The following is a 17,846-nucleotide window of genomic DNA, read 5'->3' as shown; positions in this document are numbered from 1 at the left end:
GGTCATGTCGTGGGGTGCGGGCCGTCACCGGCGCCGACCAGCAGCGCGGAGGTGAAGCCGCCGTGGCCGCGGGCCAGCACCAGGGCGGTGCGCGGTGCGGTCGGCCGGGGGCGGTCCAGCACCAGGTCGATCTCGTGGCCGGGGGCCGGGTGGAGCGGGCCCGCGGTGTGCGGGACCAGTCCGTGGCGCAGCGCCAGCAGGGCGGTGGCGGTGTCCAGCGCCGCGCCGCCGGCGTAGAGCCGGCCGGTCAGGGTCTTGGGCGCCGTCACCGGCACCCCGCCGGGGCCGAACACCTCGGTGATCGCCCGGGATTCGGCCAGGTCCTGCTCCGGCCGGCCGGAGGCGTCGGCGAACACCACGTCCACCGCCTCGGCGGCCAGCCCGGCGTCGGCCAGCGCGCGCCGGATCACGGCGGCCAGCACCGGCGGACGGGCGGAGCCCGGCGGCGGGTCGAACCCGGCCGCGTAGCCCAGCAGTTCGCCGTAGTGCGGGGCGCCGCGCCCGGCCGCCCCGGCGGCGCTCTCCACCACCAGGAAGGCGCCGCCCTCGCCGGGGACGAAGCCCGTCGCGGCCCGGTCGAAGGGTAGGTAGGCGCGGGCCGGGTCGTCCTCGGTGGAGAGCCCGCCGGCCGACAGCTGGGCCACCAGTCCGTACGGGCAGAGCGAGGCGTCCGTGCCGCCGCTGAGCACCAGTCGCGAGCCGGAGGAGAGCAGCCGCCGGGCCTGCCCGAGCGCGTCCAGGCCGCCGGCCTGCTCGCAGCAGAGCACCCCGCAGGGGCCGCGCATGCCGTGCCGGATGGAGACCTGGCCGGTGGTCGCCGCGTAGAACCAGGCGATCGACTGATAGGCCGTCACCCAGGACGGGCCGCGCTGGTACAGCCGCTCCATCTCGTGCTGTCCGAACTCGGTGCCGCCGGAGGAGCTCGCGCTCACCACCGCCATCTCGTACTCGGGCAGCGCGGCCGGATCGGCGCCGGCGTCCTCCAGCGCGGCCGCCGCGGCCGCCAGCGCGAAGTGGGTGAAGCGGTCGGTCTGCGGGACCAGCCGGCCAGGCACCTGCTCCGCGGTGGCGAAGCCGGGCACCTCGCCGGCCACGCGGACCGGGTAGCCGGTGGTGTCGAAGCGGGTGATCCGGCCGAGGCCGCTCTTGCCCGCGAGCACCGACTCCCAGTGCTGCCGGGCGCCGATCCCGGTCGGGGCCACCACGCCGATCCCGGTCACCACGGCCCGGCCGGGCCGCCCGGTGCCGAGCCCCGAGGCGCTCATCGGACCGCCCCCGTGCCCGGCCGGCCGAGCACCATCGCGGTCTGGAAGCCGCCGAACCCGCTGCCCACGCTGAGCACCCGGTCCATCCGGTGCTCGCGCGCGGTCACCGGCACGTAGTCCAGGTCGCACTCGGGATCGGCTACCGTGAGGTTGGCGGTCGGCGGCACCACCTGGTGGCGCAGCGCCAGCGCGCAGGCGGCGATCTCCAGGGAGCCGATGGCGCCCAGGGAGTGACCGATCATCGACTTGATCGAGCTCACCGGGACCTCGTGGGCCCGGGGCCCGAGGCTGCGCTTGAAGGCGGCGGTCTCGTGCCGGTCGTTCTGCTTGGTGCCGGAGCCGTGCGCGTTGACGTAGTCGACGGCGGACGGGTCGGTCCCGGCCCGGTCCAGCGCGACCCGGATCGCCTCGGCCATCTCCCGGCCGTCCGGCTTGAGCCCGGTCATGTGGAAGGCGTTGCTGCGCCCGGCGAAGCCGAGCACCTCCGCGTACACCTCGGCGCCGCGGCGGCGGGCCGCCGCCGCCTCCTCGATCACCAGCACCGCCGAGCCCTCGCCCAGCACGAACCCGTCGCGCCGGCCGTCGAAGGGCCGCGAGGCGTGCTCCGGGTCGGCGTTGCTCGGGGTGGTCGCCTTGATGGCGTCGAAGCAGGCGAGGGTGATCGGCGACAGCGGGGCGTCGGTCGCCCCGGCCAGCACCACGTCGGCGCTGCCCTCCTCGATCAGCTGCACGCCGTGGCCGATCGAGTCCAGGCCCGAGGTGCAGCCGGTGGAGACCAGAGCGACCGGGCCCTCGGCGCCGACCTGCCAGGCCACCTCGGCCGCCAGCGTGCTGGGCACCATGTAGCCGTACAGGTGCGGGACGCCGTAGCTGTGGTCCACCAGCCAGTCGCGGCCCTGGTCGGAGAGGACGGTGTACTCCTCCTCCAGGCCCATCGTGCAGCCGACCGCGCTGCCGACCGAGACGGCCAGCCGGGCCGGGTCCGCGCCGGACAGGTCGAGGCCGCTGTCGGCCACCGCCTCGCGGGCCGCCACCACGGCGAACTGGGCGGCCCGGTCCATCCGCCGGACCTCCCGGGCGGTGAGCCCGGCCGCGCGCGGGTCGAAGTCGCACTCGGCGGCCACCTGCGAGCGGAAGCCGGAGGGGTCGAACAGGCTGATCCTGCGGGTGGCCGTGCGCCCCGCCGCGAGCAGGTCCCAGTAGGCCTTGCGGCCGATGCCGCCCGGCGCGACCACCCCGACGCCGGTGATGACGGCCCGTCGGGTCACCGCGCGCCTCCGGCCTGCGCGCCGCCCACGCCCGCGCCGCCCACGTCCGGATTGCCGGCGGCGGCGTCCAGCGGCTGCTCGGTGTCGATGTGGCCGAGCTCGGGCCGGGGGGCCAGCGGCGAGAGGTGGAAGACCGCCTCGGCCGTCTCGGTGCCGGTGTTGACCAGCCGGTGCCGGACCCCGATCGGAACCAACAGCGAGTCGCCGACGGTGAGTTGCACCGGCTGGTCGTCCAGCGTCATCTCCAGCCGGCCCCGCACCACGTGCAGGAACTCCTCGGAGTACGGGTGCAGGTGCTCGGTGACGTACTCGCCGGGGGCCAGCGTGAGCCGCCCGCCGAAGCCCGAACGGCAGCCCACCGTCCGGGGACTGAGGGTGACCCGGATGTCGCCGCCGCGCTTGGTGTTCGCCTCGACGGCGTCGACGGCCACCTTGACCGCGGGGGCGCTCATGCGCCACCGCCCAGGTTGGCGCCGTTCGGCCGGGTGATCTCGGCGCCGCCGTCCGGGGTCCAGGAGTAGAACGGCACGGCCATCGCGTCCCTCGGCTCGCGCCAGTTCGGGTCGAAGGGGGTGATGAACTCGCCGAGCCGGGTGTTGATCTCCTGGTACCGCGGGTGGCTCCGGGCCCGGTAGAGATTGGGAGCGATGTCCTGCTCGGCCTCGACCAGGTGGAAGTACAGGTTGTGGAAGGCGAACAGGGTCCGCCTGGACACGCCCACCAGATGGGGGAGTTCGGTGCCGTCCGAGTCGGCGAAGACCTGCGCCACGCCCTCGGCGTCGGCGAGGTCCATCCTCGCCACGATCAGCGTTCGATGCACGGTGCCTCCTTGCTCGTCGCTACCCGACCCATGCTGGTGGGCGGTGATCGAGGCGCTCTCGAAGGCTCCTGGAAGGCCGCTGGGCGGGGCCGGAGCGGGCCGGGACGCACCGCGGCCCGTCGCGCCGGGGAGGCGTGACGGGCCGGGATCGGTCGGACGGGGAGGGGCGGGCCGGGTGGGCGGGGGTCAGCCGGCGAGGCCGGGGTGGGTCAGCAGGGCGGTGCCGGCGGGCTCGTGCCGCGGTGCCGGGGGCGGGGCCTCCTCGCCGCGGAGCAGCAGCAGGGCGTGCCGGGTGAGCCGCGGCACCGCGTACGCCGGGGCGGCCCCGGACTCCCGGTCCTCGGCGCTGACCGGCAGTTCGTCCACCAGGTGCACGTCCACCAGGTCCTCCAGCAGGGTCTCGGCGTCCTCCGCTCGCCGAGACAGCAGCTTGGCCGCGTCGTCCGCCCGCCAACACCGGCGGTTGCGCTCGGCCAGCAGGTGCAGCAACTTCCGGTGCGGCTCCGGCAGGTGACGGTAGCTCGACTCCACGGTGCCGGCCAGCGACTGGGTGCCGGCCGGCAGGCCGAGCAGCACCGACTGGTTGCTGCGCAGCCGTTCGGCCAGCCGCGCCGCCGACCAGCCGGGCCGGGCCGCGAGCCGGGCCGCGACCGCGCGGAGCACCAGCGGCAGCCCCTCGCACATCCGCAGCAGCTCGTGCGCGGCGGCCGGTTCGTCCTGCCAGTGCCGCCCGCCGGCCACCCGGTTGTACAGCCGCAGCGAGTCGTCGGTGGAGAGCGCCGACAGCACCACCTTGCGGCCCATGCCGAGGCTGTGCGCCCGGTACCGGTTGGTGGCGATCACCGCGCACCCGGAGCCGCCGGGGATCAGGGCGCGCAGCTGGGAGGCGGCCAGCACGTCGTCGACCACCACCAGCACCCTGCGGTCGGCGGTCCAGCTGCGCAGCAGCCGGCTGAGGTCGTCCAGCCCGGTCGGCAGCTCGTCGCGGCGCAGGCCCAGCGAGCCCAGGGCGGCGGCCAGCACCTCGGTGAGCTGGGCCGTGCCGTGGCCCACCGCCGTCAGGTCGACGTAGAGCTGGCCGTCGGGGAAGTACCGGCGCAGCCGGTGCGCGGCGCGGATCGCGAACGCGGTCTTGCCGACGCCGGGGGCGCCGTGCACCTCCACCACCCGGGTGCCCGACTCGGCCCGCCGGGTGTCGCCTAAGTAGCCCTCGAGTTCGGCGAGTTCCTCCTGCCGCCCGACGAAGTCCCCGACGTCGGCCGGGAGTTGGGCCGGGCTGAGCAGGGCGGTCCGCTGCGGGACCGGCCGCCCGGTACCGCTTCTGGGCGGGGCGGCGGGCCGGCCGCGGTCGGCCAGCACCTCCTGGTGCAGCTGCTGCAGCGCCGCCGAGGGCTCCAGTCCGAGGTCGTCCACCAGGCGGGTGCGCAGGGTGCGGAAGACGTCGAGCGCCTCCGGGCGGCGGCCGCCCCGGTGCAGGGCCCGCATCAGCTGGTCGGCGAAGGCCTCGTGGGTCGGATGGGCCCGGAAGGCCGTCGACAGCTCGTCCAGCACCGCGTGGTGGCGGCCGAGCTCCAGCTCGATCGCGAAGCGCCGCTCCATCGCGTTGCGGCGGTGCTCCTCCAGCTGGGTGGACCAGGCGGCCAGCCGCCGGCTGCCGGTCACGTCGACCAGGGCCTGGCCCTGCCAGATCCCCAGCGCCTCGGCCAGGGTGTCGGCCGCCTGCCGGCCCAGGCCGGCCCGGTGCTCGCCGCGGCCGCGCTCCACCAACTGCTCGAAGCGGTAGGCGTCGACGGCCTGTTTGTCCTCCAGCTGGAGCTCGTAGCCGCCGACCCTGGTGAGCAGGGCCGGGCGGCCGCTCGGCGGGCAGGAGGCGAACGGTGCCCCGGTCTGTCCGGTGGCCAGCCGCAGCCGCCGGCGCAGCTGGTAGATGTAGGTCTGAAGGGTGGTCAGGGCGCTCAGCGGGGGGCGGTCCTCCCAGAGCTCCTCGCACAGCTGGTCGACGCTGACCAGGGTGTTGGCGTTGAGCACCAGCAGTGCGAGCACCTGGCGCAGCTTGGGGGCGGAGGGGGTGACGTCCCCGCCGTCACGGTGTACGCGGAGCGAGCCCAGAATTCCGATCTCCAGCATGGCGAATCCTCATTTCGGCCACATTCACACCTGGCAATCCCGGTGGGGCTGAGTACAGCGGCAAAATGACCATTGCCCGTCTTTTGCCTTTTCTTTTCCTGGGCGGCAGTGGCCGCCTCGTCCCAGGCGCTGGGTGGCTACGGGACCGCTGGGGGGAGCGGCGGGCAATGGTGAAGAATTCACCTGCCCTGAACCCAATCTTTCCCAGTTCGCCCGCCACCATATTCGCCCGTGTGCATATATGGCAAGGACGGTCCGAATCAAGTCAGCCGGGGAATGCGATCCGGACGAATGCGGCGGCGGAGGTGTGACGCCGCCACGTCAGAGCCGCAGGTCCACCCGGTACTCGGTCAGCCAGGTGTCGAGCTGGATCATCATCTCCATGCTGGCCCGCTCGACCCAGGCGAACGCCCCGCTGGGCGCGCCGCCCGGAGCCAGCGCGGCCCTGGTCGCGGCGGTGTCCAGCAGCGGCGCGACGGCCGCCCCGCGGTCGGCCGCCAGCTCGGCGAACCGGGCCCGCAGCCGCTCCCCGTACTCGGCGTCCTGGGTGGTCGGGTAGGCGCTCTTGCGCCGGTTCAGCACCGGCTCCGGCAGCAGGTCGGCGACCGCCGCCCGCAGCAGGCTCTTCTCCTGGCCGCCCACCCGCTTGAGCTCGGCGGGCACGTTGTAGACGTACTCCACCAGGGCCCGGTCGCAGAACGGCGGCCGCAGCTGCACGCCGTGCGCCGCGCTCATCCGGTCCGCCCGGTCCAGGTGGGTCGGCGCCCAGCGGGTCAGCGCCAGGTAGCTCACCTCGCGGGCCCGGCGCTCGGCCGCGCTCTCGCCGGCCACGTGCGGGACCTCGGTCAGCGCGTCGCGGTAGTGCTGGTCGGCGTACTCCAGGAAGTCCAGCTCCTTGCGCAGCCCGAGGTCCACCAGCGAGCAGCCGAGCCCGCCGGCCGCCGCGTCGTGGCCGCGCTCGAACGAGACCCAGGGGAAGGTGCGGGAGTTGCTGTGGTCCGGGTCGTACGCCCAGAAGTAGCCGTTGAACACCTCGTCCGCGGTCTCGCCGGAGAGCACCGCCGTCACCCCCGCACGGCGCAGCGCCGCGAAGAACAGCAGCAGCGAGACGTCCATGTCGCCCAGCGGGGACGGCACGTCCTGGCTGCGCAGCGCGGCCGCGTGCACCTCGCGGTCGGCCAGCGCGGCGGTGTCCAACAGGATCTCGGTGTGCTCGGTGCCGATGTGACGGGCCGCCAGCTCGGCGAACGGGGCGTCGGGGGTGGCCCGCATGGTCGGGTGCGGCTGGAAGTTCTCGGTGTAGCCGGTGAAGTTGACCGAGAAGGTGCGCAGCGGCCCGCCCCCGGCCTCCCGCAGGGTCCGCTGCGCCAGCGCCGTCAGCGCGCTGGAGTCGATCCCGCCGGAGAGCATCGCACCGACCGGGACGTCCGCCCGCAGGTGCCGCGCCACCGAACCGGCCAGCAGCTCCCGCACCGTGGCGACGGTGGTCGCGGTGTCGTCGGTGTGCGGCCGGGCCGGCAGCGACCAGTAGCGCTGCTCGGTGACGCCGCCCCGACGGACCGTCAGCCGGTGCCCGGGAAGCACTTCGCGCATCCCCCGGAACACGCCGGTGCCCGGCTTGCGGCTGTGCGCGAACAGCTCGCGCAGCCCGTCCGCGTCCACCACCGGGCTGACCTCCGGATGGGCCAGCAGCGCCTTCGGCTCGGAGCCGAACAGCGCCCCGTCGGCGGTGGTCACGTAGCACAGCGGCTTGACGCCCAGCCGGTCCCTGGCCAGCAGCAGCTCCTGCCGGCGGACGTCCCAGACCGCCAGCGCGAACAGGCCCTCCAGTCGCGGGAGGAACCCCTCGCCCCACTCCAGGTAGGCGTGCAGCGCCGCCTCGGCGTCCGAACGGTCCGTCAACCGGTGTCCCCGGGACGCCAGTTCGGCGGCCAGCTCGTCCCGGTTGGTGAGCGCCCCGTCCAGGGCCAGCACCGCCACCGGACGGCCGCCGTCGGCGAACACCGCGGGCTGCGCGCCCCGTTCGAGCTCCAGCAGCGCCAGCCGCCGGTGCGCCAGCGCGGCCGGCCCCTCGGCCCACTCGCCCGCGCCGTCCGGCCCGCGGTGGGCCAGCGCCGCAGACATCGCCCGCAGGGTGCCGGCCTGCCCGGCCGCGTCCCGCCCGAAGTCCACCCAGCCCGTGATCCCGCTCATCCTGCAGTCCTCTCGTCCGGTCCGATTCGCTTGCGGTTCACGGCAGTTCGCCGTCCGGCCCGCCCCAGGTGCCGGCCTGCGGCGCCACGTCCACCAGCGCCAGGCCCTCGGCCGCCACGGCGGCCCGGAACGCGGCCAGGTCCGGGGCCGCCGTCACCGCGATGCCCAGCCGCCGCCCGGCCGCCTCGCCGTAGCGGTGGTACAGCTCCAGATAGCCGCGGGCGGTCCGCTCGGCGTCCTCCGCCAGCCGGTAGCGGACCGGGCCGCGCAGGCCCCGCCAGGTCAGCTCGCCCGCCGCGCCGCCCGCGAAGTTGTGCCGCCAGCCGCTGCCGGTGGCCACCACCAGAGCACCGCCCAGCCGGTGCACCCCGGCCGGCACGGTGTACGGGCGGCCGCTGCGCCGCCCCGTGAAGTGCAGCAGCGCGAGGTGCAGCGCCACCGGCCCCGGGTCGGCCCGGGAGAGCAGCTCGCGCATCCGCTCGTCCGCCCCCGCCCGGTCCGGGCCCTCGGGCAGCGCCCGCCGGACGGTGCCGCCGGTCACGACAGCACCACCGCGGCCGCCGTCAGCGTGCAGCCGGCCGCCGCGCAGCAGGTGCGCACCAGGTGCCAGTCGCGCCACTGCGGCCGGGGGTCCTGCCAGTCGGGGCCCAGGTCGGCCGGCCCGGTGGCCTTGACCCGCCGGTTGATCGGCACGTTCCTGGTCTGCGACACCACCGCCACCCCCGCCATGCACAGCACCGCCGCACCGAACAGCAGCCGCGTCGGGCCCTCGGCCCGGACCGCCAGCACCAGGTCGGCCAGGGTGGACCCGGCCACCACGAACGGCATGATCCGGTCGTAGTGGCGCCCGAGCAGCTTGTGGGTGGCCACGTAGTGCTCCGGCGTCATCGCGATCAGCGCGGGCACCACGCTGATCGCCACCGCGAACAGCACCCCCGCCACCAGACCGGTGCCCACCAGCACCGCCACGCTCAAGGTCTCCACCACGCTCCCCGCCACCCCTCTCCGTCCGTCGGCCGGTACCTGACGAAGCATCGCCAGACCGGCTGGGACAGCGCTCGAATCCGCCTGGGACGTGGTAGTGCCCCGCGTCCCGCGGCTCGCCCGTCCCACCAGCCTTGCCCCAGCGGCCCGGTGTTCGCTTCGCCCGGCAGGGATCCGACACAGGCAACCGAAGGGAGCGGACATGGCCGTGGAGACGACCGACGTCCTGATCGTGGGCGGCAGCATGGTGGGTCTGGCCCAGGCCCTCTTCCTGGCCCGGCAGGGCATCCGGCCGGTGCTGGTGGAGCGGCACACCGAGGTCTCGGCGCACCCCCGGGCGCAGGCGGCCAGCCCGCGCACCATGGAGCTGCTGCGGGCGCTCGGCCTGGAGCAGCGGGTGCGCGAGCGCGAGACGCCCGGCGCCCAGTACGGCGACATCCTCCAGGTCACCTCGCTGACCGGGACCGAACTCGGCCGCTTCGACGGCCCGTTCCGGCACGACCCGAACGAGGTCGGCACCACCGGCTGGACGCTGATCGGGCAGGACCGCCTGGAGCCGGTGCTGCTGGAGCGGGCCCGCGAGCTGGGCGCCGACCTCCGCTTCGGCACCGAGCTGGTGAGCCACCGTCAGGACGCCGACGGCGTCACCGCGGTGCTGCGCGACCTGCGCGACGGCACCGAACGGACGGTGCGCAGCCGCTACCTGGTGGCCGCCGACGGCTTCCGCGCCGAGATCCGGGAGGGCCTCGGCATCGGCGCGCACGGCCGGGGCGTGCTCGGGCAGCAGATGAGCGTCATCTTCCACGCCGACCTCGACCCGTACGTCGCCGGGCGGAGCTTCTTCCTCTGCTTCGTCAGCAACGAGCGGGTCAAGGGCGTGCTGGGGCGGATCGGCGGGCCGGAGTCGGACCGCTGGGTGCTGGCGCCGAGCCTGCCGCCGGGGGCCAGCCACCGGGAGTACTCCGCCGAGGAGTGCGTCGAGCTGGTGCGGGCCGCCGTCGGGGTGCCGGAGCTGGCGGTCGAGGTGGAGTCGGCGAGCAGCTGGGAGGTGGCGGCCCAGGTCGCCGACCGGTTCCGCGACCGGCGGGTGCTGCTGGCCGGGGACTGCGTGCACGTGATGCCGCCCACCGGCGGCTTCGGCGGCAACATGGGCGTCCAGGACGCGCACAACCTGGCCTGGAAGCTGGCCCTGGTGCTGCGCGGCCAGGCCGGCCCCGAACTGCTGGACAGCTACGAGCAGGAGCGGGCGCCGGTCGCCGAGTTCACCGTGGAGCAGGGCGTCATCCGCTACCTCCAGCGCAGCGGACTGGACGCCGAGGCGGCCGCCCGGCACCGCCCGGAGACCACCGTGCTGTTCGGCCAGGTCTACCGCTCCGGCGCGGTGCTCACCGAGGACGGCCCGGACGACGGCGCCCCGGTCGAGGACCCGGTGGTGCCCTCCGGCCGCCCCGGCACCCGGGCCGCCCACCTCCCGCTGGTCGTCGACGGCCGCACCACGCCGCTCCACGATCTGCTGACCGGCGGCTTCCTGCTGTTGACCGGCCCGGCCGGGGCCGCCTGGGAGCCCGCCGCAGCGGCCGTCCGGGCCGCCACCGGGCTGGACCTGACGGCCCGTCGGGTCGGTGCGGGGGAGCCGCCGGAGACGGTCGAGCGCTTCCTCAAGGCCTACGGCGTGGGCCCGGACGGAGCCGCACTGATCCGGCCGGACGGCTTCATCGCCTGGCGGACCGCCGCACTCCCGGCCGACCCGGCCGAGGCCCTGGGCAGCACCCTGGCCCGGCTGCTGCGCCCCTGACGGCACGACAGCGCGGCGGCCCGAGCACGGTGGTCCGACGGCTCGGTGGTCCGACGACCCGACGCCGTCCGCGCGGCGGCCTGGCTGCACCGAGGCTCGGCGATCCGACGGCAGGACAGAGCGGCATGACGGAAGGGGCGCCCGGCAAGGCCGGGCGCCCCTTCCTGGTGTCGTCCGCTCAGTCGCGGTCCAGCAGCGTGCGCAGCGCCGCGGCCACCGCCTCGGCGGGAGCGGGGTCCTCGCCCGTGGAGCGCCAGGCGACGAAGCCGTCCGGCCGGACCAAGGAAGCACCGCCGAGCGGCAGCCCGTACCGGGCCCGGAACACCCCCTCCGGATCAGTGAACTCCCCGTCCGGGCCGATCCGGTGGACCGCGAGCGGCAGGCCGAGCCGGCCGGCCTCGGCCACCGCCCGCTCCGTCCAGTCGCCCGCCGCGCCGTCGGCCAGCAGCACGAAGCCCGCGCCGAACAGGTCCAGGCAGGAGAGCGGGCCGTGCGGTCCGCCCAGCACCAGGTGCGGTGCCCGGGCCCCGGGCCGGCCGGTCGGCCGCGCCGGGTCCTCGAAGGGTTCGTCGCCGCCGTCGGGCCCGGCGGCGAACGCCCCCGCCGGGTAGCGGTAGCCGAAGGTCACCGTGGTCTCGTCCAGCAGCTCCGGCGCCACCTCCTGGAACTGCTTGCCCTCCCGCACCGCGAACCGCAGCATCGCCTGACGCACCGTCTGCTCCGCGACCGGGCGGCGCTCGGCCCGGTAGCTCTCCAGCAGGCCGGGCCCGGCCGTGCCGGCCAGCACCAGGGCGAGCTTCCAGGCCAGGTTGTACGCGTCCTGGATGCCGGTGCTGGCCCCGAACGCGCCGGTCGGCGGCATCACGTGGGCGGCGTCGCCGGCCACCAGCACCCGGCCCGCGGTGAACGCGTCCGCGACCCGGGCCGAGATGTCCCAGGAGGGCAGGTGGGTGGACTCCACCTTCAGCGCCAGCTCCGGCACCCCGACCGCGGCCCGGATCACCGCCGCGCAGCGCTCCTCGGTGAAGTCCTCGGCCCGCTGCCCGCGGTCGGGGAAGTAGGAGACGTTCAGCACCCAGCGCCGGTCGTTGTCGATCGGGATGAGGGTGCCCCGCACCTCCGGGTTGTTGACGTAGGCGGCGATGATCCGGCGGCCGCGCAGCGCCTCGGTCAGGTCCGCCTCGAAGAAGACCGAGACCAGGTTGGTGATGGTGCCGGGGCCGGCCGCGCCGATCCCGAGCAGTTCGCGGACGGGGCTGCGGCTGCCGTCCGCCGCGATCAGGTAGGCGGCCCGCAGCTCCTCCCGGCGGCCGGTGGCCAGGTCGGTGACGGTGGCCAGCACCCCGTCCTGATCCTGCGTCACCCCGTCCAGCCGGGTGTGGAAGCGGACGTCGGCGCCGACCTCGACGGCCCGCGCCCGCAGGATCGGCTCCAGCTGGTTCTGGTCGATCAGGGTCCACTGGGTCGGGCTGATCCGGCCGATGTCCTCGGGCGTCGCGTTGGGCATCCGCACCCGCTCCGCCCCGGCCAGCGTCTCCACGTGCACCAGGTCGGTGTTGCCGGAGATCGGCGAGCGCCCGGCCCGGACCAGCTCCTCGATGCCGACCGCGCGGTAGAGCTCCATGGTGCGTGGGTTGATGGCCCGGGCCTTGGGGTGGGTGGAGGTGTCGGGGTGGCGCTCGACCAGGGTGGCCCGGACGCCGTGGTGGGCGAGGAACACCGCCGCCGACAGACCGGTCAGCCCGCCGCCGACGATCAGGACCGGGAGCTGCTCCGCGTTCACGCCGCCTCCTTGCGGGCCGTCACCAGGGTGTGGGTGCCGAGCAGCGGCTCGGCTGTGTCGTCCGTGAAGCCGGCCTCCCGCAGCCAGGTCCGGCAGTCGCCGACCCGGTACTCGGAGCCGTCCGGGCTGACCAGCCGCATGTGCAGGCTGCTCAACAGCCGCTCCGGGTCCCGCCGTTCGTCGTCGATCATCCGGTCGTAGACCAGCACCGCACCGCCCGGCCGGACGGCGGCGAAGACCCGGCGCAGCAGCTCCCGCCGCCGCTCGTCCGAGAATCCGTGCAGGATGTGGCCGAGCACCACCACGTCGGCGGGCGGCAGTTCGTCGGTGAAGAAGTCGCCGCCGACGAAGGAGACCCGGTCGGCCAGGCCGAGCCGGCCGATGTGCTCGGTGAACAGCGGCCTGGTCCGCTCCAGGTCGAAGCAGACCGCCGCCAGGTGCGGGTGGGCCCCGGCCAGGACGGCGGCCAGGTTGCCCCGGGCCCCGCCCAGGTCCACGAAGGAGCCGTACCGGGCCCAGTCGAGCCGGCCGGCCAGCTCGGTGCCCATCCGGTCGCTGTACGCGTCGAGCCCGGCCAGGAAGCGCTTCATCTTCGCCGGATCCTGGTGCCGGTCGCCGACGAAGCCGCCCTTGTCCGGGTCCAGGTGCTGCGGCTCGCCGGTGCGCAGCGCCTCGCTGAGCCGGCCCCAGGTCCCGTACAGGGTCTCGTTGGTGAGCTCCACGAAGCCGCCCAGGTAGGAGCCGGAGCCCGGCACCAGGTAGGCCTCGGCGAGCGGGCCGTTGCGGTACCGGTCGCCGGTGCGCTCCAGCAGGCCGAGGCCGGTCAGCGCGTCGAGGAAGTCGTCCGCCATCCGCGGGTGCAGGCCGGTGCTCCCGGCCACCTGGGCGGCCGCGGCGGGCCCGGCGGCCAGCGCGTCGAACACGCCGAGCGTGACGGCGCTGTGCAGCACCTTGGCCGCGCAGTCGGCGATGGTCAGCCGGATCAGCGGGCCCGGGTCCACCCGGCCGGCCGTCCTCGGGTCCTCGGTCGTCGTCACGCACGCCTCCTGGTCTCGGTGCCGTCTGGTCCTGCCCCGACCATCGCGGGCCGCCGTCGAGGCGGGCTCGAAGCCCGCTGTAACTCCGGCGGGCCGCGGGCGGGGTGCCGCAACGCCGACGGGCCGCCCGCCGGAGGTGTCCGGCGGGCGGCCCGTGGTGCGGGTCGACGGTGCGTCAGGAGTGCTGCTCGGCGGGTTGTTCGTGGCCGTGACCGTGGCCGCCCTCGCCCTCGCCGTGGCCGCCCTCACCGCCGCCGCCCCAGGTGCGCAGCGGCAGGTCCTTCATCAGCAGGGCGCAGACCAGGCCGACCGCCAGCACCGGGACGGTGGCCAGGAAGACCGGGCTGAGCGCCGCGGCGTAGGCCTGCTCGACCGCCTGGCGGGTGGTGTCGGCGAGCCGGTCCAGCACCTCGTGCGAGGCGAGCGAGTCGGTGCTCACCCCGTTGAGCCCGCCGGCCGGCACCCGGGCGGTGAGCTCCTCGGTGAGCCGGTTGTAGAAGATCGCGGCGAACACCGAGATGCCCAGCGTGCTGCCCAGCTGGCGGGAGAAGGCGACGGTGGCGTGCACGGCGCCGATGTCGTCGCGCGGCGCGGTGTTCTGCGCGGCCATGGTGAGCACCTGCATGTTGAGGCCGGCCGCGACGCCGAAGACCAGCATGTAGACGATCACCACCGCCCGCGGCGTCCCGGTGTCCATGGTGGAGAACAGCAGCGCGCCGACGATGCCGACGGCCATGCTGGCCACCGGGTACCACTTGTAGCGGCCGCTCTTGGTGATCAGCTTGGTGGAGACCACCGAGGCGGCGACCAGGCCGGCCATCATCGGCAGCAGCACCAGGCCGGACATGGTCGGGGTGGCACCGGTGGCGACCTGGACGTACAGCGCGAGGAAGACCACCGCGCCGAGGAAGACCACCCCGGCGGCGGCGCTGACCAGCACGCTGACCGAGAAGGTCGAGTCGCGGAACAGGTGCAGCGGGATCACCGGCTCGGCGGCCCGCCGCTCGGCGGCCACGAACAGCGCGCCGAGCACCACCGCGACGGCCCCGAGGCCGAGGATCTGCGGCGAGGTCCAGTCGTACTTGCCGCCTCCCCAACTGGCCACCAGGGTGAGCGCGACGATGGCGCCGCTGAGGGTGAGGAACCCGGCGTAGTCGATCTTCGCCTGCCTGGTCTTCGGCGGCAGGTGCAGGAAGGCGGCGAGCATGCCGAGCACCAGCAGGCCGAGCGGCAGGTTGACCAGGAACACCCAGTGCCAGCTGAGCAGGTCGGTGAGCACCCCGCCGACGGCGGGGCCGGCCACCGCGGCGCCCGCGAAGACCATGCCGAACATGCCGTAGTACTTGGCGCCCTCGCGCGGGCTGAACAGCTCGCCGATGATCGCCAGCACGGAGACGAACAGGCCGCCGGCGCCCAGGCCCTGGACGACCCGGAAGGCGATCAGCTGCTCCATCGACTGGGCCGCGCCGCTGAGCAGCGAGCCCAGGATGAAGACCGCGACGGCGACCAGGAAGACGGTCTTGCGGCCGAACAGGTCACCGAGCTTGCCGTAGACCGGCGTGGTGACGCTGCTGGTGATGATGTAGGCGGTGGTGACCCAGGCGAAGAGCTCGAGGCCGCCCAGGTCGCCGACGATCCTGGGCAGGGCGGTGGCCACCACCTGGGAGTCGAGCATGGCCAGGAAGATCGCGAGCATGCAGGCGAAGATCACCGGCTTGATCCGGGTGCCGGGCGGCGGGCCCGCGGTGGGCGGCCCTTCCTCGGGACGGGTGGTCGGAGCTGACACGGGTCTACCTTTCGAGCGGTGTGATCAGGGTGGTGCGGCGGCCTGTGCCGCCGCGGACGGTGCTCGTCCCCGACCTGCCGGCCGCGGTGCGACCGGTGTCATTTCGGATGTGTCCGACCAGGGGAGTGGGGCTGGGGGTGGCCGGTCGCGTACGGGGGCGCCGCGACCGGCCACCGGCTGAGGGGGTGTCAGGGGACCAGGACGACCTTGCCGAGCTGGGCCCGGGCCTCCATCAACTCGTGGGACTTGACGGCGTCCTCGAGCGGCAGGCGCTCGTGGACCACCGGCTTGACCCGGCCGGTGCGGATCATCTCCAGCAGGTCGCGCTGGCCCGCGGCGATGGCCTCCGGCCGGTTGTAGAGCATGGCGTACAGCGCGAAGCCCGCCACGGTCTTCATCCGGCTCAGCATCAGCGGGTTGACCGGCTGGATGTCGCCGCTGGCCGAGCCGTAGAAGACCAGCCGGCCGAACTGGGCGGTCAGCGCGACGCTCTTGGTGAGGATGTCGCCGCCGACGGTCTCCAGCACCACGTCCGCGCCGCGGCCGTCGGTGGCGGCCCGGACCTGGTCGTCCCAGTCGGCGTCGGTGTAGTTGATCGCGACGTCGGCACCGAGCGAGCGGACGAAGTCCAGCTTGGCCGCGGTGCTGGCGGTGGCGATCACCTTGCCGGCGCCCATCGCCTTGGCGATCTGCACCGCGAGGTGGCCGACCCCGCCGGAGGCGGCGTCGATCAGCACCGTCTCGCCGGGCTTGAGCTGGCCCGCCTCCTTGAGCGCGTGGTACGCGGTCTGGGCGGGGCTGGGCAGCAGGGTGGCCTCGGCGGCGTCCATGTCCTGCGGGATGGTGATCAGCCAGGCGGCGTCGGCGGTGACGTAGTCGGCGTAGGCGCTGTGGTCCACGTCCACCACCACCCGGTCGCCGACCTTGACGTTGGTGACGCCCTCGCCGAGCGCCTCGACGGTGCCGGCGACGTCGCCGCCGGGGGCGCCGGGCAGACCGGCGTGGCCGCCGATCGGGATGCCCTGGCGGCGCTGGACCTCGGCGAAGGTGACGCCGATGGCCTCGGAACGGATCAGCACGTGGCCCGGCCCGGGCTGCGGCTTCTCCGCCTCCTCGACACGCAGCACCGACGGAGCTCCGTGCTCGTAGTGGCGGACGATTCGCATGTGGTTCTCCTTTGATGACGTATGCACTTGTATGTTGGCATGCATGCGTTTGCGAGTCTACATATTTCAGGGGGCCGCGCAAGACCGGCCGGGGTCAGACGGTGCCGAACCAGCGCGTGAGCGCCTCGCGCAGTCCGTCGCGGAGCTCCTCGGCCGAGGCGTCCCGGTCGGCGGCCCAGGCCACGTAGCCGTCGGGGCGCACCAGCAGGCCGGCCAGGCCGGGCTCCTGGTCGCACTCGGCCACCACGTGCCGCACCCGGCCGCCCCAGGAGACGCCCTCGGCCCACTCCTCGTAGGCCCCGGCCAGCTCGGGCCGGGCCGCCAGGTCGAGCAGCAGACCGGTGCCGCGCTTGAGGTACTCGGGCAGGGTGCTCTTGCCGTCGGCGGTGCGCAGCTCCAGGTCGCGGGCGAAGTCGCCGAGCAACCGGTGCTCCGGGCCCGGGAGTTGGTACCGCACGGTGACGCCGCTGAGCATCTCGGCCAGGTGCCGGTTGACCTGGTCCTTGCGCATCAGGTCGGTGAACAGCTCGCGCAGCTCGGTCACGTACGGGTCCGGGTTCATCAGTGCGATCTGGGCCCGGGTGTTGGCCAGCACCCGGCGGGCCGGCTCCTGCCGCTCCCGGTCGTAGCTGTCGAGCAGGCCCTCGGAGGCCCAGCCGTGCACGGTGGCGGCCAGCTTCCAGCCGAGGTTGAGCGCGTCCTGCAGGCCGAGGTTGAGGCCCTGGCCGCCGACCGGGAAGTGGGTGTGAGCGGCGTCGCCGGCCAGCAGGATCCGGCCCTCCCGGTAGCGGTCGGCCTGGCAGGCCGAGTCGGTGAACCAGGACAGCCAGCGGGCGTCGCGGGCGCCGAGGTCGTCGCCCCAGATCTCCCGCAGGCTGGCGGTGAGTTCGTCGAGGGTGAGCTCCGAGCCCGGCTCCTTGCCCTGCTCGAAGTCGAAGGTGGCGACCCGGTGGTAGGTGTCGTCCAGCGGGACGCAGAACAGCAGGCCGCGTGCGGTCCGCTCCATGCCCATCGGCGCGTTCTCCGGGTCGGCCAGCCGGACGTCGCCGAGCCGGGCGGTGACCCGGCCGCCGGTGCCGGGGAAGCCGATGCCGGCCACCTTGCGGACCTGGCTGCGCGCGCCGTCGCAGCCGACCAGGTACTTGGCGCGCAGGGTGTACGGGCCGTCCGGGCCGGTGACGTCCAGCTCCACGCCGTCCGCGTCCTGCCGGGCGGCGGTCACCTCGTGCCCGCGCCGGATCTCGGCGCCGACCTCGATCGCGCGCTCCTCCAGCAGCCGCTCGGTGCGGGCCTGTTCGGAGAGCAGCGCGTAGCCGTGGGCGCTGTCCAGGGTGGAGAAGTCCACCCAGACGTCCAGGCCGGCGAAGTGGCCGTTGTTCCAGGAGCGGGCCCCCTCCTTGAAGCGCTTGAGCAGACCGCGCCGGTCGAGCGACTCCAGCGAGCGGGCGTGCAGCCCGAAGGCCTTGGAGTGCGGCGAGCGCTCGGGCAGCCGCTCCAGTACGAGGGCCCGGACGCGGGCGATCCGCAGTTCCGCGGCGAGCAGCAGGCCGACCGGCCCGCCGCCCACCACGAGGACGTCGTAGTCCTGATCCGATGACATGACCCCTCCTTCAGTCGTCGGG

14 protein-coding genes are annotated in these 17,846 nt (G+C 74.6%); 1 reads left to right on the top strand and 13 read right to left on the bottom strand.

What is annotated here, in order from left to right:
- Positions 1–2 precede the first annotated feature (2 nt).
- The 8 genes from ACWEPF_RS19485 to ACWEPF_RS19450 form a co-directional block, all read right to left on the bottom strand.
- Positions 3–1,265 (bottom strand): ketosynthase chain-length factor, encoded by a 1,263-nt coding sequence (locus ACWEPF_RS19485; RefSeq protein WP_452173573.1) that lies wholly within the window; start codon positions 1,263–1,265, stop codon positions 3–5.
- The gene (locus tag ACWEPF_RS19480; protein WP_452173572.1) at positions 1,262–2,533 is read right to left on the bottom strand and encodes a beta-ketoacyl-[acyl-carrier-protein] synthase family protein; all 1,272 of its coding nucleotides are present in this window, start codon (positions 2,531–2,533) and stop codon (positions 1,262–1,264) included. The genes ACWEPF_RS19485 and ACWEPF_RS19480 overlap by 4 nt, the downstream gene beginning before the upstream one ends.
- Entirely contained in the window at positions 2,530–2,985 is a 456-nt protein-coding gene (locus tag ACWEPF_RS19475) for a cupin domain-containing protein (RefSeq protein WP_452173571.1), read from the bottom strand. The genes ACWEPF_RS19480 and ACWEPF_RS19475 overlap by 4 nt, the downstream gene beginning before the upstream one ends.
- Positions 2,982–3,353 carry a TcmI family type II polyketide cyclase gene (locus ACWEPF_RS19470; protein ID WP_449795175.1) on the bottom strand — a complete coding sequence of 124 codons (372 nt, stop codon included), beginning with the start codon at positions 3,351–3,353 and terminating at the stop codon, positions 2,982–2,984. The genes ACWEPF_RS19475 and ACWEPF_RS19470 overlap by 4 nt, the downstream gene beginning before the upstream one ends.
- 186 nt (positions 3,354–3,539) lie before the next feature.
- Positions 3,540–5,480, bottom strand: coding sequence for a BTAD domain-containing putative transcriptional regulator (locus tag ACWEPF_RS19465; protein ID WP_452173570.1), 1,941 nt, complete (start codon positions 5,478–5,480; stop codon positions 3,540–3,542).
- A 321-nt stretch (positions 5,481–5,801) separates the two neighbouring features.
- On the bottom strand, positions 5,802–7,673 hold the full coding sequence (asnB, locus tag ACWEPF_RS19460) for an asparagine synthase (glutamine-hydrolyzing) (RefSeq protein ID WP_452173569.1): 1,872 nt from the start codon (positions 7,671–7,673) through the stop codon (positions 5,802–5,804).
- Between the two features lie 37 nt (positions 7,674–7,710).
- A complete protein-coding gene (locus tag ACWEPF_RS19455; RefSeq protein ID WP_452173568.1) occupies positions 7,711–8,214 on the bottom strand; it encodes a hypothetical protein in 504 nt (167 codons plus the stop codon).
- Positions 8,211–8,660, bottom strand: a complete 450-nt coding sequence (locus tag ACWEPF_RS19450; protein WP_452173567.1) for an anthrone oxygenase family protein — start codon at positions 8,658–8,660, stop codon at positions 8,211–8,213. Before ACWEPF_RS19450 ends, ACWEPF_RS19455 begins: the two co-directional genes overlap by 4 nt.
- 199 nt (positions 8,661–8,859) lie before the next feature.
- On the opposite strand from ACWEPF_RS19450, the gene ACWEPF_RS19445 reads away from it, so the two are divergent.
- Positions 8,860–10,452, top strand: coding sequence for an FAD-dependent monooxygenase (locus ACWEPF_RS19445; RefSeq protein ID WP_452173566.1), 1,593 nt, complete (start codon positions 8,860–8,862; stop codon positions 10,450–10,452).
- Between the two features lie 178 nt (positions 10,453–10,630).
- On the opposite strand, the gene ACWEPF_RS19440 is transcribed toward ACWEPF_RS19445, so the two are convergent.
- From ACWEPF_RS19440 to ACWEPF_RS19420, 5 genes are all read right to left on the bottom strand, one after another.
- Complete coding sequence (locus tag ACWEPF_RS19440; protein ID WP_452173565.1) at positions 10,631–12,235, bottom strand: FAD-dependent oxidoreductase; 1,605 nt, start codon at positions 12,233–12,235, stop codon at positions 10,631–10,633.
- Positions 12,232–13,272, bottom strand: coding sequence for a methyltransferase (locus ACWEPF_RS19435; RefSeq protein ID WP_452173564.1), 1,041 nt, complete (start codon positions 13,270–13,272; stop codon positions 12,232–12,234). Before ACWEPF_RS19435 ends, ACWEPF_RS19440 begins: the two co-directional genes overlap by 4 nt.
- 175 nt (positions 13,273–13,447) lie before the next feature.
- Positions 13,448–15,058, bottom strand: coding sequence for an MDR family MFS transporter (locus ACWEPF_RS19430; RefSeq protein ID WP_452173563.1), 1,611 nt, complete (start codon positions 15,056–15,058; stop codon positions 13,448–13,450).
- Between the two features lie 188 nt (positions 15,059–15,246).
- Positions 15,247–16,224: a quinone oxidoreductase family protein gene (locus ACWEPF_RS19425; protein ID WP_452173562.1), complete on the bottom strand. Its 978-nt coding sequence runs from the start codon at positions 16,222–16,224 to the stop codon at positions 15,247–15,249.
- 94 nt (positions 16,225–16,318) lie between these two features.
- Positions 16,319–17,824, bottom strand: coding sequence for an FAD-dependent monooxygenase (locus tag ACWEPF_RS19420; RefSeq protein WP_452173561.1), 1,506 nt, complete (start codon positions 17,822–17,824; stop codon positions 16,319–16,321).
- Between the last annotated feature and the right edge of the window lie 22 nt (positions 17,825–17,846).

This window comes from Kitasatospora sp. NPDC004289 (assembly GCF_053602875.1).
The sequence above is the reverse complement of the archived record's forward strand: the minus strand, read 5'-3'. Positions and strand labels throughout refer to the sequence as shown.

Excerpts from the sequence above, each read along its gene's own strand:
- ACWEPF_RS19420 (WP_452173561.1), bottom strand. The coding sequence starts at position 17,824 with ATGTCATCGGATCAGGACTACGACGTCCTCGTGGTGGGCGGCGGGCCG.
- ACWEPF_RS19475 (WP_452173571.1), bottom strand. The coding sequence starts at position 2,985 with ATGAGCGCCCCCGCGGTCAAGGTGGCCGTCGACGCCGTCGAGGCGAAC.
- ACWEPF_RS19425 (WP_452173562.1), bottom strand. The coding sequence starts at position 16,224 with ATGCGAATCGTCCGCCACTACGAGCACGGAGCTCCGTCGGTGCTGCGT.
- ACWEPF_RS19445 (WP_452173566.1), top strand. The coding sequence starts at position 8,860 with ATGGCCGTGGAGACGACCGACGTCCTGATCGTGGGCGGCAGCATGGTG.
- asnB (WP_452173569.1), bottom strand. The coding sequence starts at position 7,673 with ATGAGCGGGATCACGGGCTGGGTGGACTTCGGGCGGGACGCGGCCGGG.
- ACWEPF_RS19465 (WP_452173570.1), bottom strand. The coding sequence starts at position 5,480 with ATGCTGGAGATCGGAATTCTGGGCTCGCTCCGCGTACACCGTGACGGC.
- ACWEPF_RS19485 (WP_452173573.1), bottom strand. The coding sequence starts at position 1,265 with ATGAGCGCCTCGGGGCTCGGCACCGGGCGGCCCGGCCGGGCCGTGGTG.